The sequence below is a fragment of the Chelonobacter oris genome, assembly GCF_000772535.1.
Lineage (GTDB): Bacteria > Pseudomonadota > Gammaproteobacteria > Enterobacterales > Pasteurellaceae > Chelonobacter > Chelonobacter oris.
This window is the reverse complement of the sequence record NZ_JSUM01000013.1, coordinates 63,422-87,965: the sequence shown is the minus strand read 5'-3', so window position 1 is coordinate 87,965 and position 24,544 is coordinate 63,422. Positions and strand designations below refer to the sequence as shown.

Annotated in this window: 29 protein-coding genes; 19 read left to right on the top strand and 10 right to left on the bottom strand. The window is 56.0% G+C overall.

What is annotated here, in order from left to right:
* The first annotated feature begins 63 nt into the window (after nucleotides 1-63).
* Both OA57_RS08315 and OA57_RS08310 read left to right on the top strand, forming a co-directional pair.
* Nucleotides 64-1,077, top strand: a complete 1,014-nt coding sequence (locus OA57_RS08315; protein ID WP_052122445.1) for an NAD(P)H-dependent flavin oxidoreductase — start codon at nucleotides 64-66, stop codon at nucleotides 1,075-1,077.
* 94 nt (nucleotides 1,078-1,171) lie between these two features.
* Nucleotides 1,172-2,095, top strand: coding sequence for an alpha/beta hydrolase (locus OA57_RS08310; protein WP_034616210.1), 924 nt, complete (start codon nucleotides 1,172-1,174; stop codon nucleotides 2,093-2,095).
* Nucleotides 2,096-2,169: 74 nt separating this feature from the next.
* Here OA57_RS08310 and OA57_RS08305 read toward each other — a convergent pair whose 3' ends face one another.
* Together OA57_RS08305 and OA57_RS08300 are read right to left on the bottom strand one after the other, a co-directional pair.
* Nucleotides 2,170-2,883 carry a pirin family protein gene (locus tag OA57_RS08305; protein WP_034616207.1) on the bottom strand — a complete coding sequence of 238 codons (714 nt, stop codon included), beginning with the start codon at nucleotides 2,881-2,883 and terminating at the stop codon, nucleotides 2,170-2,172.
* A gap of 146 nt (nucleotides 2,884-3,029) precedes the next feature.
* Nucleotides 3,030-3,359 (bottom strand): DMT family transporter, encoded by a 330-nt coding sequence (locus OA57_RS08300; RefSeq protein WP_034616204.1) that lies wholly within the window; start codon nucleotides 3,357-3,359, stop codon nucleotides 3,030-3,032.
* A 185-nt stretch (nucleotides 3,360-3,544) separates the two neighbouring features.
* Between OA57_RS08300 and OA57_RS08290 the strand changes: the two genes are divergently transcribed.
* The 6 genes from OA57_RS08290 (at nucleotide 3,545) to OA57_RS08265 (ending at nucleotide 7,241) form a co-directional block, all read left to right on the top strand.
* A complete protein-coding gene (locus OA57_RS08290) occupies nucleotides 3,545-3,976 on the top strand; it encodes a MarR family winged helix-turn-helix transcriptional regulator (RefSeq protein ID WP_034616199.1) in 432 nt (143 codons plus the stop codon).
* Between the two features lie 33 nt (nucleotides 3,977-4,009).
* On the top strand, nucleotides 4,010-4,333 hold the full coding sequence (locus OA57_RS08285) for a DMT family transporter (RefSeq protein ID WP_034616198.1): 324 nt from the start codon (nucleotides 4,010-4,012) through the stop codon (nucleotides 4,331-4,333).
* A 329-nt stretch (nucleotides 4,334-4,662) separates the two neighbouring features.
* The gene (locus OA57_RS08280) at nucleotides 4,663-4,980 is read left to right on the top strand and encodes an ArsR/SmtB family transcription factor (protein WP_034616194.1); all 318 of its coding nucleotides are present in this window, start codon (nucleotides 4,663-4,665) and stop codon (nucleotides 4,978-4,980) included.
* A gap of 92 nt (nucleotides 4,981-5,072) precedes the next feature.
* The gene (locus OA57_RS08275; RefSeq protein WP_034616191.1) at nucleotides 5,073-5,759 is read left to right on the top strand and encodes a DsbA family oxidoreductase; all 687 of its coding nucleotides are present in this window, start codon (nucleotides 5,073-5,075) and stop codon (nucleotides 5,757-5,759) included.
* Nucleotides 5,750-6,427, top strand: coding sequence for an alpha/beta hydrolase (locus tag OA57_RS08270; protein WP_034616188.1), 678 nt, complete (start codon nucleotides 5,750-5,752; stop codon nucleotides 6,425-6,427). Before OA57_RS08275 ends, OA57_RS08270 begins: the two co-directional genes overlap by 10 nt.
* 157 nt (nucleotides 6,428-6,584) lie before the next feature.
* Entirely contained in the window at nucleotides 6,585-7,241 is a 657-nt protein-coding gene (locus OA57_RS08265; RefSeq protein WP_034616186.1) for an FMN-binding negative transcriptional regulator, read from the top strand.
* Between the two features lie 173 nt (nucleotides 7,242-7,414).
* Here OA57_RS08265 and OA57_RS08260 read toward each other — a convergent pair whose 3' ends face one another.
* Nucleotides 7,415-8,323 carry a LysR family transcriptional regulator gene (locus OA57_RS08260; protein WP_034616183.1) on the bottom strand — a complete coding sequence of 303 codons (909 nt, stop codon included), beginning with the start codon at nucleotides 8,321-8,323 and terminating at the stop codon, nucleotides 7,415-7,417.
* 106 nt (nucleotides 8,324-8,429) lie between these two features.
* Here OA57_RS08260 and OA57_RS08255 point away from each other — a divergent pair, with 106 nt between their 5' ends.
* From OA57_RS08255 to OA57_RS08245, 3 genes are all read left to right on the top strand, one after another.
* On the top strand, nucleotides 8,430-9,251 hold the full coding sequence (locus OA57_RS08255; protein WP_034616180.1) for an SDR family NAD(P)-dependent oxidoreductase: 822 nt from the start codon (nucleotides 8,430-8,432) through the stop codon (nucleotides 9,249-9,251).
* Between the two features lie 62 nt (nucleotides 9,252-9,313).
* Nucleotides 9,314-10,159 carry an SDR family NAD(P)-dependent oxidoreductase gene (locus tag OA57_RS08250; protein WP_034616177.1) on the top strand — a complete coding sequence of 282 codons (846 nt, stop codon included), beginning with the start codon at nucleotides 9,314-9,316 and terminating at the stop codon, nucleotides 10,157-10,159.
* Nucleotides 10,160-10,198: 39 nt separating this feature from the next.
* Entirely contained in the window at nucleotides 10,199-11,614 is a 1,416-nt protein-coding gene (locus tag OA57_RS08245) for an aldehyde dehydrogenase family protein (protein WP_034616174.1), read from the top strand.
* Between the two features lie 118 nt (nucleotides 11,615-11,732).
* Here OA57_RS08245 and OA57_RS08240 read toward each other — a convergent pair whose 3' ends face one another.
* Complete coding sequence (locus OA57_RS08240) at nucleotides 11,733-12,650, bottom strand: LysR family transcriptional regulator (protein WP_034616172.1); 918 nt, start codon at nucleotides 12,648-12,650, stop codon at nucleotides 11,733-11,735.
* Nucleotides 12,651-12,702: 52 nt separating this feature from the next.
* On the opposite strand from OA57_RS08240, the gene OA57_RS08235 reads away from it, so the two are divergent.
* A complete protein-coding gene (locus OA57_RS08235) occupies nucleotides 12,703-13,962 on the top strand; it encodes a mandelate racemase/muconate lactonizing enzyme family protein (protein ID WP_326979603.1) in 1,260 nt (419 codons plus the stop codon).
* 79 nt (nucleotides 13,963-14,041) lie between these two features.
* On the opposite strand, the gene OA57_RS08230 is transcribed toward OA57_RS08235, so the two are convergent.
* Together OA57_RS08230 and OA57_RS12270 are read right to left on the bottom strand one after the other, a co-directional pair.
* Nucleotides 14,042-14,791, bottom strand: a complete 750-nt coding sequence (locus OA57_RS08230; protein ID WP_034616166.1) for an SDR family NAD(P)-dependent oxidoreductase — start codon at nucleotides 14,789-14,791, stop codon at nucleotides 14,042-14,044.
* Nucleotides 14,772-15,167 (bottom strand): cupin domain-containing protein, encoded by a 396-nt coding sequence (locus OA57_RS12270; protein ID WP_052122443.1) that lies wholly within the window; start codon nucleotides 15,165-15,167, stop codon nucleotides 14,772-14,774. Before OA57_RS12270 ends, OA57_RS08230 begins: the two co-directional genes overlap by 20 nt.
* 121 nt (nucleotides 15,168-15,288) lie before the next feature.
* On the opposite strand from OA57_RS12270, the gene OA57_RS08220 reads away from it, so the two are divergent.
* Nucleotides 15,289-16,206 (top strand): LysR family transcriptional regulator, encoded by a 918-nt coding sequence (locus tag OA57_RS08220; RefSeq protein WP_034616164.1) that lies wholly within the window; start codon nucleotides 15,289-15,291, stop codon nucleotides 16,204-16,206.
* 74 nt (nucleotides 16,207-16,280) lie between these two features.
* Here OA57_RS08220 and OA57_RS08215 read toward each other — a convergent pair whose 3' ends face one another.
* Genes OA57_RS08215 through OA57_RS08205 form a run of 3 tightly spaced genes read right to left on the bottom strand, consistent with a single transcriptional unit; the run spans nucleotide 16,281 to nucleotide 18,610 of the window.
* Nucleotides 16,281-16,862: an NAD(P)H-dependent oxidoreductase gene (locus OA57_RS08215; protein WP_034616161.1), complete on the bottom strand. Its 582-nt coding sequence runs from the start codon at nucleotides 16,860-16,862 to the stop codon at nucleotides 16,281-16,283.
* A 6-nt stretch (nucleotides 16,863-16,868) separates the two neighbouring features.
* The gene (locus OA57_RS08210) at nucleotides 16,869-17,546 is read right to left on the bottom strand and encodes a nitroreductase family protein (protein WP_235424660.1); all 678 of its coding nucleotides are present in this window, start codon (nucleotides 17,544-17,546) and stop codon (nucleotides 16,869-16,871) included.
* Entirely contained in the window at nucleotides 17,546-18,610 is a 1,065-nt protein-coding gene (locus OA57_RS08205) for an alpha/beta hydrolase (protein ID WP_152596737.1), read from the bottom strand. The genes OA57_RS08210 and OA57_RS08205 overlap by 1 nt, the downstream gene beginning before the upstream one ends.
* Before the next feature lie 118 nt (nucleotides 18,611-18,728).
* Here OA57_RS08205 and OA57_RS08200 point away from each other — a divergent pair, with 118 nt between their 5' ends.
* The 4 genes from OA57_RS08200 to OA57_RS08185 all read left to right on the top strand — a co-directional run bounded on the left by OA57_RS08200 (nucleotide 18,729) and on the right by OA57_RS08185 (nucleotide 22,644).
* Nucleotides 18,729-19,619 carry a LysR family transcriptional regulator gene (locus OA57_RS08200; RefSeq protein ID WP_034616158.1) on the top strand — a complete coding sequence of 297 codons (891 nt, stop codon included), beginning with the start codon at nucleotides 18,729-18,731 and terminating at the stop codon, nucleotides 19,617-19,619.
* Nucleotides 19,620-19,743: 124 nt separating this feature from the next.
* The gene (locus OA57_RS08195; RefSeq protein WP_034616155.1) at nucleotides 19,744-20,037 is read left to right on the top strand and encodes a DUF3861 domain-containing protein; all 294 of its coding nucleotides are present in this window, start codon (nucleotides 19,744-19,746) and stop codon (nucleotides 20,035-20,037) included.
* A gap of 512 nt (nucleotides 20,038-20,549) precedes the next feature.
* Nucleotides 20,550-21,314, top strand: a complete 765-nt coding sequence (locus tag OA57_RS08190) for an SDR family oxidoreductase (protein WP_034616152.1) — start codon at nucleotides 20,550-20,552, stop codon at nucleotides 21,312-21,314.
* A gap of 139 nt (nucleotides 21,315-21,453) precedes the next feature.
* Nucleotides 21,454-22,644 (top strand): NAD(P)-dependent alcohol dehydrogenase, encoded by a 1,191-nt coding sequence (locus OA57_RS08185; protein ID WP_034616149.1) that lies wholly within the window; start codon nucleotides 21,454-21,456, stop codon nucleotides 22,642-22,644.
* 94 nt (nucleotides 22,645-22,738) lie between these two features.
* Here OA57_RS08185 and OA57_RS08180 read toward each other — a convergent pair whose 3' ends face one another.
* Entirely contained in the window at nucleotides 22,739-23,632 is an 894-nt protein-coding gene (locus tag OA57_RS08180) for an AraC family transcriptional regulator (protein ID WP_052122442.1), read from the bottom strand.
* A gap of 61 nt (nucleotides 23,633-23,693) precedes the next feature.
* Between OA57_RS08180 and OA57_RS08175 the strand changes: the two genes are divergently transcribed.
* Nucleotides 23,694-23,918: a hypothetical protein gene (locus OA57_RS08175; RefSeq protein ID WP_034616147.1), complete on the top strand. Its 225-nt coding sequence runs from the start codon at nucleotides 23,694-23,696 to the stop codon at nucleotides 23,916-23,918.
* 118 nt (nucleotides 23,919-24,036) lie between these two features.
* Entirely contained in the window at nucleotides 24,037-24,516 is a 480-nt protein-coding gene (locus OA57_RS08170; protein ID WP_034616144.1) for a (R)-mandelonitrile lyase, read from the top strand.
* Nucleotides 24,517-24,544 lie beyond the last annotated feature (28 nt).

Here is a 24,544-nt window from a genome sequence, read left to right as displayed (position 1 = left end):
TCATTTTAGCTTTTTGAAAATATACAATACGTCCATTCCAACTATTTCATACAGGTAAACATCATGCAAAACAACCGTATCACCCAAATTCTCGGCATTCAATATCCTATCGTGCAAGGCCCGATGAGCTGGATGACCGACGCCAAATTTGTCGCTGCCGTTTCCAATGCCGGCGGTTTGGGCATGCTGGGCCCCAACGCCGGCTTGATGAAAGCGCCGAAAACCACCGAAGCCTTGCTGAGCACCATGCGTGCCGAAATCCGCAAAACCAAAGCCTTAACCGATAAGCCTTTCGGCATGCCGATTATTTTGTCTTATGATTTCAGCACCATGGGCGCCTTGGTCGATTTGATTATCGAAGAGGGCGTGCAAGTTGCCCTTATCAATCAGTTGGACGGCATCGACTACCGCCCTTTTATGCAAAAATTCAAAGCCGCCGGGGTCAAAACCATTTTCCGTGCCGGCACGCCCACTCCGCAAAACGCCCGTGAAGCGGAACAGCTCGGCGCCGATATTTTGGTGGCAACCGGTTTTGACGAAGGCGGTACCGTGCCCTCACAAGTGATCGGCACCTTTTCCATCGTGCCGCAAATCGCCGATGCGGTCAGCATTCCGGTGATGGCGGCCGGCGGCATTGCCGATGTGCGCGGCGTGCGTGCCAGCCTTGCCTTGGGTGCCGAAGGCGTGTTTGTCGGCACAGTATTACTGCCCACCGTTGAAAACCGCATGGCAGAAAGCGTGAAACAGCGCATTGTCGACAGCAGCGCACAAGATTTACTGCTCTACCGCACTCAGCCCGCTTATTACCGCTCTTTGCCCACCCGATTGGCGCATGAATTGGTGGCGATGGACAACCGTGGCGCCAGCCGTGACGAATTGCTCGAAGCGTCTAAAGGCGGTTACGGCATGCGCTTGGGTATGCTCGAAGAAGGGCGTGCCGACGAGGGCTATATCTCGGTCGGCAACGGCATCAGCTATATCCATGAAATCCGCAGCGTGCAAGCGGTGATCAACGATTTGATGCAGGACTTTGCCGCCGCCCAAACCACGCAGCACATCACCCACCATGCGGCTTAAACAGCAAACATCAAGGCCGTCTGAAACCGCACTTTGGCTTTCAGACGGCCTCAAGCAAACAACTTAACCCTAACCGACATCAAAGAAAACAAATATGAAAAACATATTCGCAAGCAGCCTGCTGGCATTGAGCCTGGCGATTGCCGGCATAACACCGATACAAACCGCCCTTGCCAACCCGGTGAACACCCCGCAAATTGAAACCATCAAAAGCCAAGACGGCTTGAATTTATATCTGCAAAAAGACTACCCGCAGACAAAACCCAAAGCGGTGGTGATTATCGTACACGGCTTAGCCAGCCATTCGGGCGTATTTGATGACGTTGTTAAGCAATTGAATCAAAACCGGTTTGCCGTATACCGTTTCGACCAGCACGGCCACGGAAAATCCGAAGGCAGAGACCGCCCGATCAACGGCTTTTCCGGCATGGTTGCCGATCTGGATGCAGTCATCAAAAAAGCCAAAAAAGAAAACCCCGGCACCCCGATTTATCTCATCGGGCACAGCATGGGCGGACACCTCGCCGCCTTATACGGCACCCGATACCCTGAAGCGGTGAACGGCTATATTTTGGCTGCCGGCCTTTTGCGTTATAACCAAATGAATTTCGGCCATCTGCCCCGCCCCGAAGACCCGAACAGCACCGTTTCCTGCACACAGGCCGCCCTCCAAACGCTCAATCTGCCGACATCGAAACCCAGCGAAGGGCTGAGCCTGCCGAACGACCCGCTGATGTTGCAAGATTGCTCGGTTGCCATGATTAATGCCTTTGACGGCGGCTTGAAATATTTGCGTGAAAACAGCTATCAATTCCGCGACCCCGTGCTGCTGCTCAATGGTGATGCCGATTTATATGTTTTACCGCAAGATGCCATTGATTTTTACGGGCAAACCAATTCGACCGATAAAAGCCTCAGGCTCTATAGCCACATCGGTCATCTGCTGTTTTTGGAAAACGGCGGCGATATTGTGACCCGCGATATCATCGACTGGCTGAACCGCCGCACCCATCAATAAAACATCAAGGCCGTCTGAAACCGCACTTTTGATGTGAAACGGTTTTCAGACGGCCTTAACTTACCGGCAAACGCTTAACCGGCGCTGTCGACCAATACCAATTCGGCATCGCTGCGGGCGGTGATGGTGAGCAGTGTTTCGCCGTGAATGGCGGCGCCGTCGCGTGCGGCCAGCGCCACGCCGTTCACGGTGATGTCGCCCGCCGCCGGCACCAGATAGCCGTAACGCGAGGCATCGCTAAAGCGATACGTCAGGCTTTCGCCGGCTTTCAAGGTTGCCCCCGCCACACGGGCATCGGTGCGGATCGGCAACACCGTGTCATCGGCCAAATCGTTTTCTATACCGCTGGCCAAGATCACAAACTGCCCGGCACGGTCGCTTTTCGGAAACGGCTGCGTGCCCCACGCCGGCGCGCCGCCACGCTGTTCGGGCAAAATCCAGATTTGGAAAATCTGCGTGGTTTCGTCTTCCAGATTGTATTCCGAATGGCGGATGCCGCTGCCGGCGCTCATCACCTGCACATCGCCCGCTTCGGTGCGGCCTTGGTTGCCGAGGCTGTCTTGATGCGAAATCGCCCCCTTGCGCACATACGTGATGATTTCCATATCGGCATGGGGGTGCGGCGCAAAACCGCTGCCGGCGGCGATGGTGTCATCGTTCCACACCCGCAGATTGCCCCAGTGCATACGCTGCGGGTCGTCATATTCGGCGAATGAAAAATGGTGTTTGGCATCAAGCCAGCCGTGGTTGGCGGCACCGAGTTGCGAAAACGGACGGTGTTCGATCATAGAAGTTCCTTTGCTGATGAATTGATTTATCGTGCAAGCAGTATAAATTGAACAAATCAGCAAATAAATCCCCCAAACAGAATGCCATCATTTCCTAATAAGAAACTTTTAGGCCGTCTGAAAAGCCGTTCAGACGGCCTCAAACATCAATGCGCGCCCATACTCGAAAACGCATTCAGCACCACCACGCCCGCCAAAATCAGCCCGATGCCGAAAATTCCCGCCGCATCGGCTTTCTGACCGAAAAACACGAGGCTGACCAGCACCGTCAACACCAGCCCAACCCCTGCCCAAACCGCATAAGCCGTACCGAGCGGAATGGCTTTTAATGCCAGCGCCAAAAAGTAAAACGCCAAACCAAAGCCGATCACCACCCCGACAGACGGCCATAATCTGCTGAAACCGTCACTTAATTTCAACATCGAAGAGCCGAAAACCTCGCTGACAATCGCCAGCGCCAAAAACAACCCATGCATCAAAACACCTCAGCCAAACAACAAAAACGGCATTGTAGCCAAACGCCGACGGCTTGTGCAGTCTTGTTTTTAAAGATTTTTTGTGCGCAAAGTGCGGTTTTGCCGCACAGCAAACCGCCCTTGAAAACAGTCTGAAAACTGACTACAATACCAAACCGGTCAATTTTCAGACTAAAGGCGTTCACATGCATCAAATGGATCAACTCGGCGCGCTGATGGCGCAAATCAGCCGACAATACGACCGCTGGGCGAAGCAGCACGGCATCAATTACAACATCCTGGCAGTGTTCTACACCCTCGCCGCGCAAGGGCCGTGTACGCAGAAACAGATCGGCGAAAGCTGGCAGCTGCCCAAACAAACCGTGTTTTCCGTCTGCCGGCAACTGCACGCACAAGGCTATCTCAGCTTCGGCCTAAGCAGCCGCGACAAACGCGAAAAAACCCTGCATTTCACCGCACACGGCGCCGCCTTCGCCCTGCCGATTGTCGAACAAATGCAGGCCATGGAGCGGCAGCTGTTCGAAAACTTCGGCGAACAAGCCGGCACACGGCTGATTGAAGAAATGCACCGCTTCACCGATGTCTTGGCGCAAACCATGTTCGCCGACCACCAATAATCAATCACCTTCACACAAAAAAAGGAACACACCATGGGTTGGATTTACCTGATTATCGCCGGCTGCCTCGAAATCGGCTGGCCGCTGGGCTTGAAACTGGCACAACAAGACGGCTGGCGCTGGCAAGGCGCGCTGTTGGCAGTGGCGTTTATGGCCGCCAGCGGCTTTCTGCTGTTTTTGGCACAAAAAACCATTCCGATGGGCACCGCCTACGCCGTCTGGACCGGCATCGGCGCCGTCGGTGCCTTCGTGGTCGGCGTACTGTTTTTAGGCGACGCCTCCACCCTCGGCAGATGGCTCGGCGCCCTGCTGATCGTCTCCGGCGTGGTGGTGATGAAACTCAGCAGCGGCCATTGAAATAACCTTAGGCCGTCTGAAACCGCACTTTGATGGCTTTTCAGACGGCCTGATTTCTGTTTCGGCACCTATGATTGCTTACAAAAACGAAACATATCAGCAAAGCACGTTCCGCAGCATGGCAAAATGCCGCCCTTACTCAAAATAAGCCTGCGTCCGTGGGGCTGCCTTGCAAACCGTATACTTGGCGGATTGCCGATATAAAAGCCGTCTGAAACCGCACTTTGATGGCTATTCAGACGGCCTGTTTTTTTCGCACGCAAAAAGAATTGACAAATCTAGATTTATAGATATAATAGCCAGCAATTCAACGCATGAGAAGCAGATTAATGACCACAGACATCACCGACACCTTTAAAACCCTGTCCAACGAATACCGCTGGCAGATGCTGCAATGGCTGAAAGCGCCGCAGGTGCATTTTTCGGGGGCGGAGTTCAGCGCCGACGCGCTCGACGACAACGGCGGGGTGTGCGTGGTGGCGGTGACGATTAAATCGGGGCTGGCGCAGTCGGTGGTGTCGGGCTATCTCAATGCCTTGAAACAGGCGGGGCTGGTGAGTGCCAGACGTTCGGGCAAGTGGACGTATTACCGCTATAATGCCGAAGCCGCCGCCGATTTTTTGGCACGTTTGCAGCAGCAGCTGTAAAACCCCAGGCTGTCCTAAATGCCGTTGCGGCATTTTTTAAACTTGCAACACATCTATCATTCTAGATTTTAGAATAAATAAAGGAAACCAATATGAAAATCGAAATGTATTCCGATTATGCCTGCCCGTTTTGCTATATCGGCAAACGCCAGTTAGAACAAGCCCTTGCGCAGTTTGAACACGCCGATGACGTGGAAATCGTGCATAAAGCGTTTGAGCTGTATCCGCACGCCGGCGACAGCGTGAGCAACACCACCCAAGGGCGGATTGAGCGCAAATACGGCAAAAGCCCGACAGGCGCAATGCAGATGATTCGCGGCATCGAAGCCATGGCAAACAAGGCCGGGCTGGCGATGAATTATGAAAACGTGCAAAACACCAACACCTTCAACGCCCACCGTTTGACCAAATTGGCGCACAGCCTCGGCAAAGGCGATGCGATGAACGAGCGTTTGTTTCAGGCGTATTTTATTGAAAATCTGCCCTTGGCAAACCGTGACAACTTAATCCGCTTGGCTGAAGCGGTCGGCATTGCGCGCGAACAGGTGGAAAATATGCTCGATTCCGATGCTTTCACCGCCGAAACCCGCGCCGATTTGGCGCAGGCGCAGCAGGTAGGCGTGCAGGCGGTACCGTTTTTTGTGGTCGACGGCCAAGTGTCGTTGGCGGGTTCGCAACCTGCCGCCCACTTTTTATCGGTGTTGAACCAAGTTTGGGCCGATTCGGCACAGCCGTTGCTGCAAGAAGGCGCGGCCTGCGGAGTGGACGGATGCCGTTAATCCCCCGCGCCGAACCGCTGCTGATCACGCCGCCCGCCGCCACTGCTTGCGTGATTTTTCTGCACGGACTGACCGGCAGCGGCTTCGATTTCAAACCCGTGGCCGAACGTTTGGCGCTCCGCTTGCCGCACACCCGCTTTGTGCTGCCGCACGCGCCCGTCCGCACGGTCACATGGGCGGGCAATCAGGCGGTGTCGGCATGGTATGACTTGCCGGGCAGCCATCTTCGCCAGAGCAATTTTTTGCAAAACGAAGATGAAGCCGGCTTGTCGGCAGCCACCGCCTATCTGCACCACTTGATCGACGAACAAATCGCACAAGGCATCGACAGCCGCCGCCTCTTTATCGGCGGTTTCTCGCAGGGCTGTGCGCTGAGTTTATTGGCAGGGCTGCGATATTCCGCCCCACTCGGCGGCATTTTCGGCTTATCGGGCTACCTGCCGCTGGCGGCGCAATGGCCGCAATGCCACCCCGCCAACCGCCACACGCCGATTTTTGTCGGGCATGGCGAGCAAGACCAAACCATCACCCTTGCCCAAATCAGCAAAGGCTACGCCCTGCTGGCGCAAGAACGGGATTTCAGCTTTCAGCGCTACCCCATCGGCCACCAAATTTCAGCCGCCGAAATCGATGACTTAGCGGCCTGGTTGGCGGCACGCTCGGCATAACGCCGTCAATCCCTTCAGGCAAACAAAGGCCGTCTGAAACCGCACTTGGCAATGGTTTTCAGACGGCCTTGCCATGCCGTTTCAATTCATCAGCCATTCCCTGCTTGCCAGCCAAGCATTTGTTTTTTAAACTCAGTGTGACCACACAGGAGGCGTTATGTACAACCCGTCCACATTCCGACAAACCGACTTCGGCGAGCTTCGCCGTTTTATGCACGCCCACCCTTTGGCCACGCTGGTTGCCCGCACCGAAGCGGGGTTGGATGCCGCCCACGTTCCGCTGCTTTGGGCGGACAACGGCACCGATTACGGCTGTTTGCGCGGCCATTTTTCGCGCGGCAATCCGATTTGGAAACAGGCGCTCGGCGGGCAAAACTGGCTGGCAGTTTTCCAAGATGCCGGCCATTACATCAGCCCGAATTATTATCCGAGCAAACAGCGCGACCACAAAGCCGTGCCGACTTGGAATTTTCAGGCGGTGCATGCGCAAGGCAAATTAACCCTGCTTGAAGATTCGGCGGCAGTCAAAGCCCTGTTAGCCGCCCAAACCGCGCAGCACGAACCCGACAACGGCACGGCGTGGCAGCTGAGCGACGCCCCCGACGATTACATTCATGCGCAAAGCAAAGGCGTTGTCTGCTTTGAGCTGACGATTGAAAAGTTGGAAGGAAAATATAAATTAAGCCAAAACCAACGTGCCGAAAACCGCCAAGGCGTAATCAACGGGCTACAGCAACTGGGCACACCCGCCGCCCGCCGCATGGCCGAACAAGTGGCGCAATATCAGCCGCACGACCCTGAAAAACAGCGCTGAAATAAACGCACGTTAACCCCGAATCAGCAGGCCGTCTGAAAAGCCAATTCAGACGGCCTGACATTCAATCATCACCGCACTTCAAGCGCTATACTGAAACAAATAAAAAATGCGGCGGCGTTTATATATGACCGCCGCCCATCTTATTGATGCCGTCTGAAAAATGCGCCAATTCAGGTCGTCTGAAACACCGACCGCACTTCTTTAACCAAGTCGATAAAAGCACGCAGGCCGGCGCTGATGTGGCGTTGGCGCGGGTAATACAAACACAGCCCGGCGTATTTCGGCGTCCATTCGCCCAGCAGCTGCACCAGCCTGCCGTCCGCCAGATAATCACGCACATAGCCTTCATACACAAACGCAATGCCGATGCCGCTCAGCGCCGCTTCCGCCATCAGCAGCGGGCTGTCGAGGGTGAGCGGACCGGCGGCATCAATCAAAATCTGCTCGCCGCCGTGCTCGAATTCCCAACGAAACAGCTTGCCGCTGGTGAAGCGGTAGCGGATACAGGCGTGTTGGTATAAATCATACGGCGTTTGCGGGCGGCCGTGTTTTGCCAGATAGTCGGGCGAACACACCGCCATAATCTGAATGTCGGCCCCGAGCGGAATCGACACCATGTCTTGCGGCACGGCTTCGGCGAGGCGGAAGCCGGCATCGAAGCCGTCGGCGACAATGTCGATCAAGCGCCCGTCGCTCACCAAATCAATCTGCATATGCGGATAGCGGCGCAGGTATTCGATAATCACCGGCTGCAACATTTCCTGCGCCGCCCGTTCGGCGGTGTTGATACGCAAAGTGCCGGCAAGCGTGCTGTTGGCATCGCCGGCCTCCACCATCGCCGCTTCGATTTCAGCCAATGCCGGTTTGATGCGCTCGATAAATTTCTGCCCCGCCGCCGACAGGGTCACGCTGCGGGTGGTGCGGTTAAACAGGCGCACGCCCAATTTTGCCTCCAGCTGGCCGACCGCATGGCTGAGCGCCGAGGGCGACATCTCCAGCGCCGTCGCCGCCGCCCGAAAGCCGCCCTGCTGCGCCACCGCCATCACTATCTGTAATTCAACCAAGCTGGTTTTTGCCATTGTTCTATTTCCTGCACTAATTTGTTCTTATTTTAGCATATTATCATTGATATTCTCATCAATTATACTGTGTGCATGGTTGATATTTCATCAGAGGAGCAACAGCATGACACCAAAAATTTGGCTGATTACCGGCGCATCGCGCGGCTTCGGCAACATCTGGGCGCAAGCCGCCCTTGCCCGCGGCGATAAAGTCGCCGCCACCGCCCGCAACATCAACGCGCTGGACGAATTAAAACAGACCTACGGCGAAACCTTTTTACCGCTGGCATTAGACGTTACCGACCGTGAAGCGGTGTTTGCCGCCGTTAAAGCCGCCCAACACCATTTCGGCCGTTTGGACGTGGTGTTGTCGAATGCCGGCTTCGGCTATATGGCGGCGGTGGAAGAAGCGGAAATGGCCGATGTGCGGGCCACATTTGAAACCAATGTATTCGGCACGCTGTCGCTGATTCAGGCGGCGCTGCCGATTTTGCGGGCGCAAGGCAGCGGCCATATTCTGGCGGTCAGCAGCGTGGCCGGCTTGGTGGCAATGCCGACATCGGGCATTTACGAAGCCGCCAAATTTGCGGTGGAAGGCATGGTGGAAGCGTTGGCGGCGGAAGTGGCGCAGTTCGGCATCCGCACCACCTTGATCGAGCCGGGCGGCTATGCCACCGATTTTCTGAGCGGCACGTCGTTAAAAACCGCCCCGGCACTGGCGGCTTACGACCCGCTGCGTGCCGAACTTGCCACCATGCTCACCGCCGACCGGCTCGGCATACCGCAAGCCAGTGCAGCGGCGATTCTGCAAGTGGTCGATGCGCCCAACCCGCCGCTGCGGCTGATTTTGGGCGACCTGCTGCCGTTGGTGAAAGACGTCTACGCCAAACGCATCGAAACTTGGGAAGCCTGGGACAACGTTTCCCGTGCGGCATTGGGCAGATAAGCGCTTTCAGACGGCCTGATGCCGTCTGAAAAGCCATATTTCAGTTTATTTGAGGCATTATCATGACACAAAAATACTTTATCACCGGCGCATCAGGCGGCTTGGGCATCGAATTGGTTAAAAAAGCCCTCAACCAAGGTCACACCGTGGTGGCGGCAGTACGCAAACCGGCTGCGTTGGCGGCCTTAGCCGAACAATACGGCAAACGCTTGATTATCGAACAGTTGGACGTGACCCGCCTCGACACCCTCGCCGCAGCCGCCGCCAAGCACCCCGACACCGACGTGCTGATCAACAATGCCGGCGGGGCGATTTTGGGGGCGATGGAAGAATTGAGCGACGAGCAGGTGCAGCAGCAGTTGAACCTGAACCTGCTGGCGCCGATTTACCTCACCCGTGCATTTTTACCGGCGATGCGTGCCAAAAAACACGGCGTGATTGTCTACATCACCAGCGTCGGCGGGCGGGTATCGTTTGCCGGCGGCGCCATGTATCACACCGCCAAATTCGGCTTGGAAGGCTTTGCCGAAACCATGGCGCAAGAGTTGGCAGACTTCGGCATCAACACCTTGATTGTCGAACCCGGTTCGATGCAAACCGATTTTATTCACAATCTGAACTGGTCTGAAGAATCCGAAGCCTACCGCGACAGCACCGTCGGGCAAATGCGCCGTTATATCCGGCAATACGGCTCGGACAACATCGCCGGCGATCCGGTGAAAATCGCCGCCGTCATTGATGATTTAATCCGAATGCCGCAGCCGCCGCTGCGCACCGCACTGGGCACAGACACCTTCAGCACCCTGCAACAGGCCTACAGCCGCCAGCTCGACGAGCTCGAAGCACAGCAGGATTTGGCAAAATCAGTGGCGTTTGAGGGCAAAACCGGCTTTACCCCGAATGCCTGATGATTCGATGCCGTCTGAACGCATATTAGGACAAACCTCATGAAAATACTCGACAAAATCTATATCAACGGCGAATTTGTGACCCCGCACGGCACCGACACGCTGACCCTGAACAGCCCGCTGAACGGCGAACCGCTGACCCAAGTGCGGTTGGCCGACGGGCTTGACACCGTCAATGCGGTTGCCGCCGCCAAAGCCGCCCTGAAAACCTTTTCCCAAACCACGAAAGAAGCACGTATCGGCCATCTGAAAAGCATGCATGCGGTGCTGAAACGCCGCCGCAACGAGCTGATCAGCGTGATGATCGAAGAATACGGCTGTCCGCTGCGATTCACCACGCTGCTGATCGACGGTGCGATTGATGATTTCAACAACATGGCCGAACTGCTCGAGCACTACGATTTCACCCCGCGCGTGGGCGATTCGCAAGTGCGGTTGCAGCCGGTGGGCGTGGTCGGCGTGATTGTGCCGTGGAATTCCAGCAACGGCTTTATCGCCACCAAAGTATCGGCCGCCATCGCCGCCGGCTGCACCTGCGTGGTCAAACCGAGCGAGCTGAGCGCCCGCCAAACTGCACTGATGATGGAATGCTTTCACGAAGCCGGGCTGCCCAAAGGCGTGGTGAATATCCTCAACGGCACCGGCGCACTGGTCGGCACAGAAATCACCGAAAACCCCGACATCGCCAAAATCACCTTCACCGGCTCCACCGCCGTCGGCAAAATCATCGCCGCCGGCGCAGTGGAAACCATGAAACGGGTGACGCTGGAGCTGGGCGGCAAATCAGCCAACATCATCTTGGACGATGCCGATTTCGCCGCCGCCATTCCGCAAGCCCTGTCTGCCTGCTACATCAACAGCGGTCAAGCCTGTATTGCCGCCACCCGCCTGCTGGTGCCGGCATCGCGTTTAGACGAGGTTAACCGCCTCATCAGCGCAGCCGTCGGCGCCATCAAAGTCGGCAACCCCGCCGAAGCCGACACCGCCGTCGGGCCGATGGTGAGCCAAACGCAATATGCGCGGGTGCAAGACTATATCCGTCTCGGTATTGAAGAGGGCGCCACGCTGCTCGCCGGCGGTTTGGGCAAACCTGAAGGCTTGGAAGACGGCAATTTTGTCAAAGCCACCGTGTTTACCGATGTGCGCAACGATATGCGCATTGCACAAGAAGAAATTTTCGGGCCGGTGTTGTGCGTTATCCCCTATCAGGACGAAGCCGATGCGGTTGCCATTGCCAACGACAGCCCCTACGGCTTGGCTGCCTACATCACCGCCGCCGACAAACAGCGTGCCTACCGCCTCGCTGCGCAAATCGATGCCGGCCGGGTGTGCATCAACGGCGCTTTCCACGACCCGCTCGCCCCGTTCGGCGGCTTCAAACAATCCGGCTACGGGCGTGAATTCGGCGTATATGGCCTTGACGCCTATCTGGAACCGAAAGCGATTATCGGCTGAGGCAAAACCGCACTTGTGAAACCTTGTGCGCTCACACAGGCCGTCTGAAACCCGTCTTTGATCACAAAGTGCGGTTTCAGACGGCCTCAATCTTGCCCGTTTGTCAGGACACCCCAACTCACGCCTGCTGTGCGGCAAAGCTTTGCCATAACTGTTCCACCGCCGCCGGCAATTCGCTTTGGGCGCGGTAGAGTCGGATGTCGAGCGGCAGCCGCAAGCTCGGGTCGTCGCCGGCGGGGGCGATCCGGCCGTTTGCCACATCTTGCTGCGCCAAGCTTTGCGGCAGCCACGCCACGCCTTCGCCGCCGTTGACCATCGCCAGCAGGGTGGCCGCCAAATCGGCGGTAAACACCCGCACCAAGTGCGGTTCCACCCGACGGAAAGCGGCGGAATCGGCGATGATGCGGCCGATGCCCGATTCGTTGCTGAACGAGAGATAGGGGATTTTTTCCGCCCCGCCGATACGCCATTGCGGCCGGCCGGCGGCGGTTTTGCTGTAGGGAATCAGGCGCTCCCGCCCCAAGCAAAGATGGGCAAAACGGCTTTCCGTCAACCGGCTGTGCATACCGGCGTGATAATGGCACAACAAAAATTGCGCTTCGCCTTGCAGCAGGCTGCGTTCGCAGGCGTGGTAGGTGTCGGACAGCAGCCGGAATGCGCCCGCCTGCGCCAGTTGGTGGTTGCGGCGCAGCAGCTCGGGGAAAAACGAAAACGAAAGCGCATGGGTGGCGGCAATCACCACGTGCGGCGGCTTATTGTCGGCAATCGCCAGCGCTTCATCACGCAATTTGCCGACCGCCTGAATCACCTCGGGCGCATGTCGGCAAAAATAGTCGCCGGCGGCGGTCAGCGCCACATGGCGGCGGTTGCGCGCAAACAGCGGCGTGCCCACCCACGCTTCCAGCGCCTGAATGCGGCGGCTGAATGCCGATTGGGTGACATAGCGCGCGGCGGCGGCTTGTGAAAAATGGCGTTTTTCGGCCAGAGCCAAACAATCTTGAAGCCAGGCCAGCTCTAGGTTATGAGAATTTTGCATCACAGCATTCCTTATCAACATTGGACGGATACGCCGCACCATCTTAATATTTGTGCAACCCGCAGTAAATATGCCGTCTGAAATTTGCTGTATTCAACCTCATAACGATGCAAATCTTGCATCACGCAACGCCATCATGGAGGCCGCTATGCGTATTGTCGACATTCTCGAAATCACCAAACCGATCGCATCCCCGATTCGGAATGCTTATATTGATTTTTCCCAAATGACCAGCAGCCTGGTGGCCGTGGTGACCGATGTGGTGATCGACGGGCGCCGTGTGGTCGGCTACGGTTTCAACTCCAACGGCCGCTACGGCCAAGGCGGGCTGATCCGCGACCGTTTCCGCAACCGCATTTTGCAGGCCGACCCCGACAGCCTGCTGAACGATCAGGGCGACAACCTCGATCCGCACCGCATTTGGGCGGCAATGATGACCAATGAAAAACCGGGCGGCCACGGCGAGCGCTCAGTGGCGGTCGGCACGCTCGATATGGCGGTGTGGGACGCCGTGGCGAAAATCGCACAAAAACCGCTCTTTCACCTGCTGGCGGAGCGTGAAGGCATTCAAGCCAACCCGCGCGTGTTTGTGTATGCCGCCGGCGGCTATTACTACCCCGGCAAAGACTTGAAAGCCTTGCAGCAAGAGATGCGCGGCTACCTCAACCGCGGCTACAACGTGGTCAAAATGAAAATCGGCGGCGCCTCATTAGAAGAAGACCGGCGCCGCATCGAAGCGGTGTTGCAGGAAATCGGCAGCGAAGCCCGTTTGGCAGTCGACGCCAACGGCCGCTTTGATTTGGAAACCGCCATTGCCTACGCCAAACTGCTGCGCGAATACCCGCTGTTTTGGTATGAAGAAGCCGGCGACCCGCTCGATTACGCGCTTCAGGCCACGCTGGCGGAATTCTATCCCGGCACCATGGCCACCGGCGAAAACCTGTTTTCGCACCACGAAGCCCGCAACCTGCTGCGCTACGGCGGCATGCGCCCCGATCGGGACTACCTGCAATTCGACTGCGCCCTCTCCTACGGCTTGGTCGAATACCTGCGCACGCTCGAAGTGGTCAAACAAGCCGGCTGGTCGCCCTCACGCTGCATTCCGCACGGCGGCCACCAAATGTCGCTCAACCTCGCCGCCGGACTGGGCTTGGGCGGCAACGAAAGCTACCCCGACCTGTTCCAACCCTACGGCGGCTTCCCCGACAGCGTGCAAGTGGAAGACGGCCACATCGTGATGCCGGAGCTGCCGGGCATCGGTTTTGAAGGCAAAGCCGATTTGATCAAAGTCATGCGCGAATTGGCGGAATAAGCGCTGCCGTCGGCTACCGTGATAAAAGGCCGTCTGAAACCCATCAAAGTGCGGTTTCAGACGGCCTGTTGTCAAACCGTCAAGCGGAAAAGCCGCCGTCGATAACGATATCTGCGCCCAAGGCATAAGCGGCATCGTCGGAAGCCAAAAACGCCACAGCGGCGGCAATTTCTTCGGCTTGCGCAAACCGGCCGAGCGGAATGCCTTGTTTGACCCTATCCATATAGGCTTGTTTGTCGGCTGCCGTCGCCAGCCCGGTTTTATCATACAACGGCGTATCGGTTGCGCCGGCGCTGAGGGCGTTCACCCGCACGCCGAGCGCAGCCAGCTCTTTTGCCAATGCTTTGGTGAGCGCCGAAACCGCCGCTTTGCTGGCGGAATACAGCGCAAGGCCGGGCTGCGGGCGGTGTGCCGCGCCGGACGAAATATTGATCACCGTGCCGCCGGCTTTTTGCAGCAGCGGCAGCGCTTGGCGGGTGACGTCGATCAACCCGCGCACATTGACGTTGAAAATCCGGTCATACTGCGCCATCTGCAACGATTCAAACGGCGTATTCGGCGCAATGCCGGCATTGTTGACCAAAATATCCAATCGGCCGAAACGCCGCTTAATCTCGGCCATTACCTTGGCAATGTCATCGGAGCTGGCCACATCGGCCGTTAAATAATCAATCTGCGTATGGTATGCCGCCACCTCTTGCAGCGCCGCTTCGCCCCGCCCGATGATGATGACTTGTGCGCCGTCGTCGGCCAGCCGTTTGGCGGTTTCACGCCCGATGCCCGAGCCGCCGCCGGTGATTAATGCGATTTTATCGGTTAGTTTTGCCATGTTTTGCTCCTTTTGCGCCTGCTTGAGACGGAATGATGGTGACCAGAATCACAGAATCTTCCTGTGCGGTCGATTGCACAAAATCGCTGCCCCGATAGCGCAACAGGGTGCCGGTTTCGATTTCGTGCCGTTCACTGTCGTTCAATAACACGCTGACTTTGCCTTTCGTGACCGTGAAAAACAGCAGCGCCTGCGAATCGGGATAATTGTGCCGCTCGATGCGGGCGTTTTTCGCCAGCGTATTTTGATAAATCACCACATTCGGCTCGTCGACAATTTTCCCCTCGCCGCGGATTTCACTGCCGGCAAGGCCGCTGCCGAGCGCCATGCCGCCGGTGCCCAGCATCAAGGCCGAGGCCATTAACCACTTTTTCATGTTTTGCTCCTTTATTGATTGGATTTTGCTTTATCGTGCACGTGCTGTCGCTTATTGTATGCCCTGTAAGGTTCCGATAAAATTAACAATAATGAAAACCAGCATAAGGAAAATCAGAACGATGCTGAACAAATTCGACGCACTGCGCTATTTCTGCCGCTTGGCCGACACCTTGAATTTCCGTGAAACGGCGGTTCATTTCGCCATTTCCCCGCCGGTGGTCAGTCGGGTGATTGCCGAATTGGAAGAAGAATTGGGCGAAACGCTGTTTAAACGCAATTCGCGCAAGGTCACGCTCACCCCTTTCGGCGAACAGCTGCTGCCGCAGGCGCAACAACTGCTGGCCGACAGCGAAAAGCTGTTCAAGCGCAAAAAACAGCAGCAGTCAATTTCAGGCGTGGTGCGCATCACGGCGCTGGATTTGCCGGAAAAAGCGTACATTCTCACCACGCTGTTAGACAAGCTGGCGGATTACCCCAATATTCAGATTGATTGGCAAACCGATGTCAGCAAATCAGACAGCATCCGCCAGCGGATCGACATCGGCATCCGCAGCAGCATCAGCCCCGCGCCGAATTTCATCGTGCGCAAAATCATCGACGAGCGCCCGCTGATCGTGGCATCGCCTGAATTTATCCGCCGCTACGGCAGGCCGCAGGCGGTCGGCGATTTGCAAAACCACTACCCTTTTGTCGGGCTGGTGAACCCCGCCACCGGCAAATGCTGGCCGCTGACCGTTAACGAGCGGCTCAGCTTCATGCCGCGGCACATCAAGCTCACCACCAACGACCCTTATCTCGAACTGGGCATGACCCTATCGGGGCAGGCGTTCGGCCAAATCAGCGAGCTGCTGTGCCGTCCCCACCTGCAACAAGGCCGTCTGATCGAGCTGTTCCCGCAACTTGATTATCAAGCCTGGCAGCTCTATCTTTACCGCCCCTACCAAGTCATCACCAGCCCCGCCGTGCTGACCGTATTCGAGGCATTAAGCGATATTTTGCAGCAAATCTATTGCGCCGAACCGCATCAAGTGCGCTAACTCCGCTTGATAAAAGGCCGTCTGAAACCCATCAAAGTGCGGTTTCAGACGGCCTGTTTGATTGCGCCGACACGTTAAAAATGCTTGTCGATATGTTTGGCAAAATCCGCCAAATCCTGTTTGATGGTCGGGTTTTTCACCACGTCGTAGCAGGCGAAGCTCGGCAGGGCGTGCATGGCGAAGAAGCGGTATACGCAGTGCACGGGGAACAGTAAATCGTCGAGGCTTTTGCCTTGAAACAGGTATTCCGCAGGGTTGCCGAATGCTTCGGCAGGGGCGTTGAAGGTGGCGCAGAGCATATAATGTTTGTCGTGCATCAGCCCGCCGGTGCCGTAGTTTTGCTTCGGTGCGGCGGCGGAGCGGCCGTCGGTGTCGCAAAACACACCCGCCATGCCGGCGGTATACACCTCGTCGATGTATTTTTTGCACGACCACGGCACCATCATCCAATTGGAAGGAAATTGCAGCAACACGGCGTCTGCCCATTGGTGTTTGGCCACTTCCGCTTCAACATCGTAATCGGATACCTTGGCATACCGCACTTCATAACCTTTAGCCTGCAAGGTGGCGGCGGCGGTTTCAATCAGCGATTGTGTCAGCCGCCCCGGGGAAAACGAATAAGGCTGATGGCCGTTGATTATCAATATTTTTTTCATCTTTTGTTACCCTTCAGACGGATGGGCAAACGACTGCCCGTCATTCCACGATACGGTGTATGCCAGCGGCAGGCGGCTGCTCAAACGCGGGGGTTTGGCGGCTTTGCCGATGGCGAGAAACATCACCGGCACATAGCGGTTGCGGTCGAGGCCGAGCGCGTCAAGCACTTGTCGGCGCTCGAATCCGCCGATGGCGTTGCTGTCGTAACCGAACGCTTTTGCCACCAGCATCAGCTGCATCACCGCCAGATTGACATCCATAATGCCCTGCTCGCGAATACCTTGTTCGCCCAAATGCCGCTGCCAGCGCTGCATAAAGGCGAGGTTGTTTTGTTTGACCGCCTCCGGCATATAGCCCGCCGCTACGTTTTGGCGCTGAATGGTTTCGCCATAATCAAAATGCTGCATGTCGCTGAGCGCCAAGATCATCGCCGAGGCGGTGTCGAGCTGGTGTTGGTTGAACATCAGCAGCCCGTTTAATTTAGCTTTGGCGGCTTCGCTTTCCACCACCACAAAACGCCACGGTTGCAGGTTGATGCTGGAAGGCGCAAGCATCGCCAGCCGCAACATCTCCTCCATGTCGGCACGGGGGATTTTCACATCGGGGTCAAAGCCTTTCACCGAATGGCGTGCCTGAATCACATCAAGCAAACGGGTTGCCATTTGATTTTGTTGCTGCTGCATCACAAATTCTCCCCGAAAAACACCGTCAGTTTGTCCACCGCCTGATTGACGTAATCTAAGTTGTCGTACATCGACATATGGTTCGCCCCTTTAATCAAAAACAGCTCTTTTTCAGTCGAACCCGCCTGCTCGAACACTTGGCGGCTCTGCCACAGGGAGCCGGATTGGTCGCCCGAAATCACCAGCAGCGGCTGAGTGAGCAGTTGGTCTGCCGAATTGAGCGCATCAAAGGTGATCAGATTGCCCAAGCTGCTCATCGTCATCTGGTTTTGTGCGGTCGGATATCGGCCGCGCGGGGTCAGATAATATTCATACGCCGCCACCAAATCCGGCGGCGTGTCGGCGTTGACCGGCTCCAGATACGGAATGGTTTTCACCGCCGCCCCTTGCGCTTCCAGATTGCGCTGCACCGCCACCGCACTTAACAACTCGGCTTGTGCGGCGGCGCTCATCGGCGTGCCGTCCCAAGCGGTGTTGTAGCGCACAAAGGCGCTGACCGTGCCTAAGGCTTTGATGCGTTTATCGTTAATCGCCGCATTGGCCGAAAAACCGCCGCTGGCGCAAATGCCCAATACGCCGATACGCTCGTCATCGACAAACGGCAGCGTGGCCAGATAATCCAGCGTGGCGCTGAAATCGCCCACCCGTTTATACGGGTCGTTCAGATGGCGCGGCAGACCGCCGCTTTCGCCTTGGTGCGAGGCGTCAAACGCAATCGCCACATAGCCTTTTTGCGCCAACAGTTTGGCATACAGCCCCGAGGCCTGCTCTTTCACGCCGCCGCCCGGATGGCCGACAATCACCGCCGGATAGCGTTTGCTGCGGTCGAAGTGGTCAGGGTAATAAACATTCGCCGCCATTCGTATGTCGCCGTTCAAATAATGCACTTTCTGCCTATTTTCTGCCAACGAGAGGCGGTGCGCCCGTGAATACACCTGCTCGGCTTCGCTTTGCGCCTGTGCCGCGGGCAGTTTGGCGGCATCACCGCCGGCCAGCGCCGGCGCACTGAAGACGGCCAGCGCGGTGAGGGTGAAAAGTGCGGTTTGGGTGAATGCTTTGTTCATCTTTATGGCTCCTGAGTGGATTAATATTCGCCGCTATTGTATAAACCGCCCATTTGCTTGACTAGATAGGCAAATCTGCATACATTGGTGAAAACAAATCACCAATCAGCCGAACACCATGCCCGAAAACCTCAACGACTTACGCACCTTTTTATCGGTCGCCGAAACCGCCAGCTTCACCAAAACCGCCGCACAATTAGGCGTATCGCGCTCCGCCGTCAGCCACAGCATCCGCCAGCTCGAAAGCCGCATGGGGATCAAACTGTTTCACCGCACCACCCGCAGCATCGCCACCACCGAAGCCGGCGAAACGCTGTATCAACAATTGCAGCCGCTGTTTGACGACATCGACCACAAAATCAGCGCAACCCTGTCGGCACAAAAACAACTGCGCGGCAGCCTGCGCATCAACGGCATGGAGCACGCCGTGTCGTTTGTGTTATGGGAAAAATTGCAGCAATTCGTGCGCCGTTTTCCCGATATTGCGCTCGAAATCGCCACCGAAATCCGCTTTGTCGACATCGTCGCCGAACGCTTCGACGCCGGCATCCGCATGGGCGACAACGTCGCCAAAGACATGATTGCCGTGCGGGTGTCGCCCGATATCGACATGTGCGTCGCCGCCAGCCCCGACTATTTAAACCGCCACGGCACGCCACATACCCCGCAAGATCTGACCGCCCACCAGTGCATCAAACTGCGCCTGCCCACCCACGGCGGCATTTTGGATTGGGAATTCAGCGAACCGACCAGCCGCGCACTTATCACCGTCAGCCCGCAAGGCCGCTTCACCGCCAACACCCCCGCGCTGATGGAACAAGCCGCACTCGCCGGCTGGGGGCTGGTGTGGGCGCCGCGCTTCTCCGTGCGCCGCCAACTCGCCGCCGGCGAACTGCACAGCGTACTCGACGACTGGGCCGCCACCCTGCCCGGCTACTACCTCTACTACCCCAACCGCCGCACCCACTCCCCACTGCTCAACGCACTGGTCGACGTATTGCGCGAATAATACCGATAAAAAACAGGCCGTCTGAAACCGCAATAAGTTTTCAGACGGCCTGTGGTCAGTTTGTTTTTTTCAATCACAAAGTATATGATATTTGCCTGAGATGATACTTGAAAGAGCATGCCGTATGAAACAACACCAATACCGCGTTACCCTTGAATATCTTGCCGATGCCGACGGTCATGCCGTCGAGCAGGCGCCGCTGGTGTTTGATGCGCCGAACCACGACAATATTTTTTCGATTCTGGAGATGATGAGCCGGCGTGAAGATATGACACCGGAAATGGCGCAGCGCTTTACGCTGGGTTTGAAGTTGATGAGCGAAGTGATGTTGGAAAATAAAAACCACCCTTTGTTTGCCCAATTGCGCCCGCATCTGTTGGAAATCATGCAGATTGTAAAGGGTAAAAAAACGGCATAGCCGCTTAAACCGCATGCGCGGCTGCGCCAAACGCCCTGCGCACGATTTGAAGTTTATTATCTTTTTGTTGTGCACCTTCACAAAAGTGAGCCGGCAAGGCGGATCAACGCCGTCAGGTTATTTTTGTGAATCGGTATCAGTTTTTCTTTTATTTCACTATAGCTTATCAAACAACAGGCCGTCTGAAATGCGATAAAGTTTCAGACGGCCTGTTGGTTGTGATGCGGCTTAAGGTGTCAGAATACCCTAGGGTGTCCGGACAATTCGATTATAAGGGGATTGTCAGGATACTCTAGCAAAGGACGGCGCGGCAGATAAAATGTAGCCCGCCAACCGGTTTTCATACCCATCCATCAGATACAGCCATAGATTGATTTGGAGAATCAGGCAAAAAACACAGAGAAACAGGATAATGCACCCGACTGCCTGCGGCGTATCATACTTTTAATGATTCAACAGCAGGCAGCCGCAATGGCGCTGCATTTTTTCACGTTTTAAAGGTATGGATGATCATGAATATTTCATTTTCCAATCAAGTGGCATTGGTTACCGGAGCTGCTTCCGGTTTGGGTTTGGCAACCGCCAAAGCATTTGCAGAAGCCGGTGCGGCAGTGGCAATGGCCGACTGGAACGAAGATGCCGTGCGGGCGGCTGCGGCAGAATTGGCGGCACAAGGCCACCGCACGCTGGCGATTCGCTGCGATGTTTCCCAAGATGCCGAAGTGCAGGCTATGGTGGCGCAAACGGTGGCCGAATTCGGGCGGCTGGATGCGGCATACAACAATGCCGGTGTTCAAAACGTGCTGGCGGATACTGCCGACACCAGTGCCGAAGATTATGACCGCGTTACCGGTGTCAATCTGCGCGGCATTTGGAGCTGTATGAAATTTGAATTGCAACAGATGCGCCGGCAAGGCAGCGGCGCGATTGTGAACTGCTCGTCGTTGGGTGGCCTGGTCGGTGGTGCGCAACGCGGCATTTATCACGCTGCCAAACACGGTGTGTTGGGCTTTACCAAAAGCGCTGCGCTGGAATACGCCGAACAAGGCATCCGCATCAACGCCGTATGCCCCGGCCTGATTTGGACGGCGATGGCGGAGCAGATGGTAGCAGGCGGCCAGCAAGCCGCGCTGGATGCAATACTGGAAAACGTGCCGATGCGCCGCCACGGCCGGCCGGAAGAAATAGCCGCCACGGTGCTGTGGCTGTGCAGCGATGCAGCCGGCTACATCACCGGCCAATCGATTTCTGTAGACGGCGGTTTGATTATGCGCTAACCGCTCAGCCATCGCCCTTTCAGGCCGTCTGAATATGATTGCCGGCAAAATCAGGCAATATTCGTGAACAAGACTGCATGTTTTCAGACGGCTTGCTTGTGATGACGCCGGTCTCTATTTATCTGATAAGGAGCCTGTTGTGAACGATTTTAACCATTCTTTTTCCCGCCGCAGATTCGTGCAATACGGCTTGGCTGCCGGTGCAGGCATGCTGTTAAACGCTGTCAAGGCGCAGACGGTTAGCGGAGGTCATTCATCTGCCGCCCCGCTTTACCGCCCGATCACCGCCAGAGGTTATGCCGCGTTTGACAACTCCGGCAAACTCGCCCCATGGATATTTGAGCGCCGTGCAGTGGGTGATAACGATATTTTGATTGACGTGAAATACGCCAGTATCTGCCATTCCGACATCCATCAAATGAAAGGCGATTGGGGGCAGCAGCAATATCCGCAAGTGCCCGGCCATGAGATTGCAGGCATTGTGGCCGCCGTGGGCAAAAATGTGACCAAATTCAAAGTAGGCGACCGCGCCGGCGTGGGCTGCATGGTAGACAGCTGCATGCGTTGCGAAAGCTGCCTCGCCGGGCTGGAACAACATTGCGACAACAACGCCACTGTGTTTACCTACGGCTACCCCGACCCAGCCTCGCCCTCCGGCATCACCCAGGGCGGTTATTCCACCAACATCGTGGTGCGCGACCATTTCGCCGTACACATTCCCGACAGCATCAAGCTGGAAGAAGCCGCACCGTTGCTGTGTGCCGGCATCACCACTTATTCGCCGCTGATGAAAGCCGGCATCAAATCAGGCGACAAAGTCGGCGTGGCCGGCATCGGCGGTTTGGGGCATCTGGCGGTGAAACTGGCCGCGGCGAAAGGCGCAGAAGTGTATGCCTTTACCACCTCGCCGGAAAAAGTGCGCGATATCAGGCGCTTTGGTGTCAAAGAAGTGATTGTGGTCGATAATCTCGATAAATTGAAGCCGTATAAAGGCCGGTTGGATTACATGATTGCCACCGTGCCGGTGCAATTTGATGTTGCCGCTTATGCCGCTACCGTCAAACCTTACGGCAGCTTCACGCTGGTGGGGATGCCTGATGCGTTTAATATCACACTGAGTAATATTGCTCTGTCGCAATCGCGCGTCAACTTCAACGCCTCGCTTATCGGCGGCATTCCGGAAACGCAGGAAGTGGTGAATTATTGCGCTGCCAACAATATCCGCCCCACGATCCAAATGATCAGCGCGGCACAAATCAACGATGCCTGGGAAAATGTGGTCAACAAAAAAGCGCGCTACCGCTATGTGATTGATGCCGCCACTTTTTAATAAAAAACGTTATGCCCTTTATTCAAACAAGCCCGCAAGGCGTGCCAACACAGCCTGGTTGTTTTTTTGAACGGGTATGGCTTTGTGAAACAGCTCATGATGCTGTGGCCTGCAAACGGTGAATATCTTGGGCAGGCGGTGCGCCGAAATGGCGGCGGTATTCGCGCGAAAACTGGCTGGCGCTTTCGTAACCGACACTGAAGGCGGCACCGCCTGCATCACATTCGCCGCTCAGCATCAAACGCCGGGCTTCTTGCAGGCGCAATTGTTTCTGAAATTGCAGCGGCGTGATGCCGGTTACACTGCGGAAATGAGCATGAAAGCTGGAAAGGCTCATTTGTACATATTCAGCCAGGGCTTGCACGGATAAAGGGCGGCTGAAGTTGTGGCGCAGCCATTCGGTTGCGCGGCGGATACGGTAGCTTTGGCTGCCGCTCAATGCCGCTTGAAACAAAATGGCCGCAACGGGCAATTGCAGCAGCCAATAATGAATTTCGCGGCGGATCAGCGGCGCGAGTATCGGGCAGGCGTCCGGGCGGTCGAGGAGAGCAAGCAGACGGCGAAAAGCATCGCTAAGCTCGGGTGTGGTGTCGGCCAGTGCAACATGGCTTTGTTCGCCGATGCTTGGCGGTTGCAAATGGTGTTCGCTGATCAGGTGGCTGATTTCATCGAGATCAAGGCGGAAAATCACCCCCAAATAAGGCTGCTCGGCGCTGGCGGTAACGATACTGGAAGTAATCGGCATGTTGGCAGCGGCAAGATTGATGTGGCCGGCACGAAGCTGCATGCGGCGGTTGTCGGCCAACACATTTTTTTCACCTTGCAACACCAGTGCGCAAAACGGCGTTTCGATGCAGGTTTCCGGTTTGGTGGGCGCAGAAAAACGGTAAGGTGTTACATCTGCCAGCAAGCGGTGCGGCGGATAATCGGTGGTGCCGGGCATGATATCAACGGCGTGGCGTGCTGCCAGTTTGAATAAAGTGTCCATCCTATTTTCCTTTTCTTTCCAGACGGCATAAGATTAGGCAAGTTTTTCCATCAGGCAATCTTTGCCTGATCGGCTGAATCATCAAGCTGCAAGCAAGCGAAAAGTGAAGCCGCCTACATTTTTTCAGATAGATATCAAACAGGTATTGAAAACATCTTACCCATTTGATTATAAACATTACCCATCAAGCTTGCCTAAAATTTCAGATGATTCTACGCTGCCTTGGCAAGCACACCAAGCAAAAGCCAATTTTTCAGACAATCAGGCAAAAATTGGCGAGAAATAGGCTAATGGCCGTCTGAATAACCGAGATACACTTAGATACACTTTAAGCAACAACAGATTCAAATAAAATTATTCACACTATCTTCCAACCCGCCGTTTAACTTTCAAAGGATACCGCCATGAAACCTTATGCTTTGCTGATTGCCCTCGCCGCATCCGCCCCGGCTGTGTTGTCAGCCGCCGCAACGGAGCCGGTGCAAACCGTTACCCGCGCTGCCGCACAGCAATCCTTCGCCGGCCCCGAGCAATATTTCACCGGCAATGTGCGTGTGGATATGCTGTTTGACCCGAATGAACACAATCACGAATCCGGCGCTTATGTTACCTTTCAGCCCGGCGCACGTTCGGCCTGGCATACCCACCCGACAGGGCAGCGGTTGGTTGTGACCGCCGGAAGCGGCTATACTCAGGAATGGGGAAAACCGAAGCAGGCCATCGGCCCCGGCGATGTGGTTTGGTGCCCGCCCGGCGTGAAACATTGGCATGGCGCCGCACCCGGCAGCAGCATGACCCACCTCGCCCTCACCGCCAGCGATGAACACGGTAAAAACGTTGAGTGGCTGGAAAAAGTGAGCGATGCCCAATATCACAACCATTAAAAGTGAAACAAACCCAGCAATAGGCTCG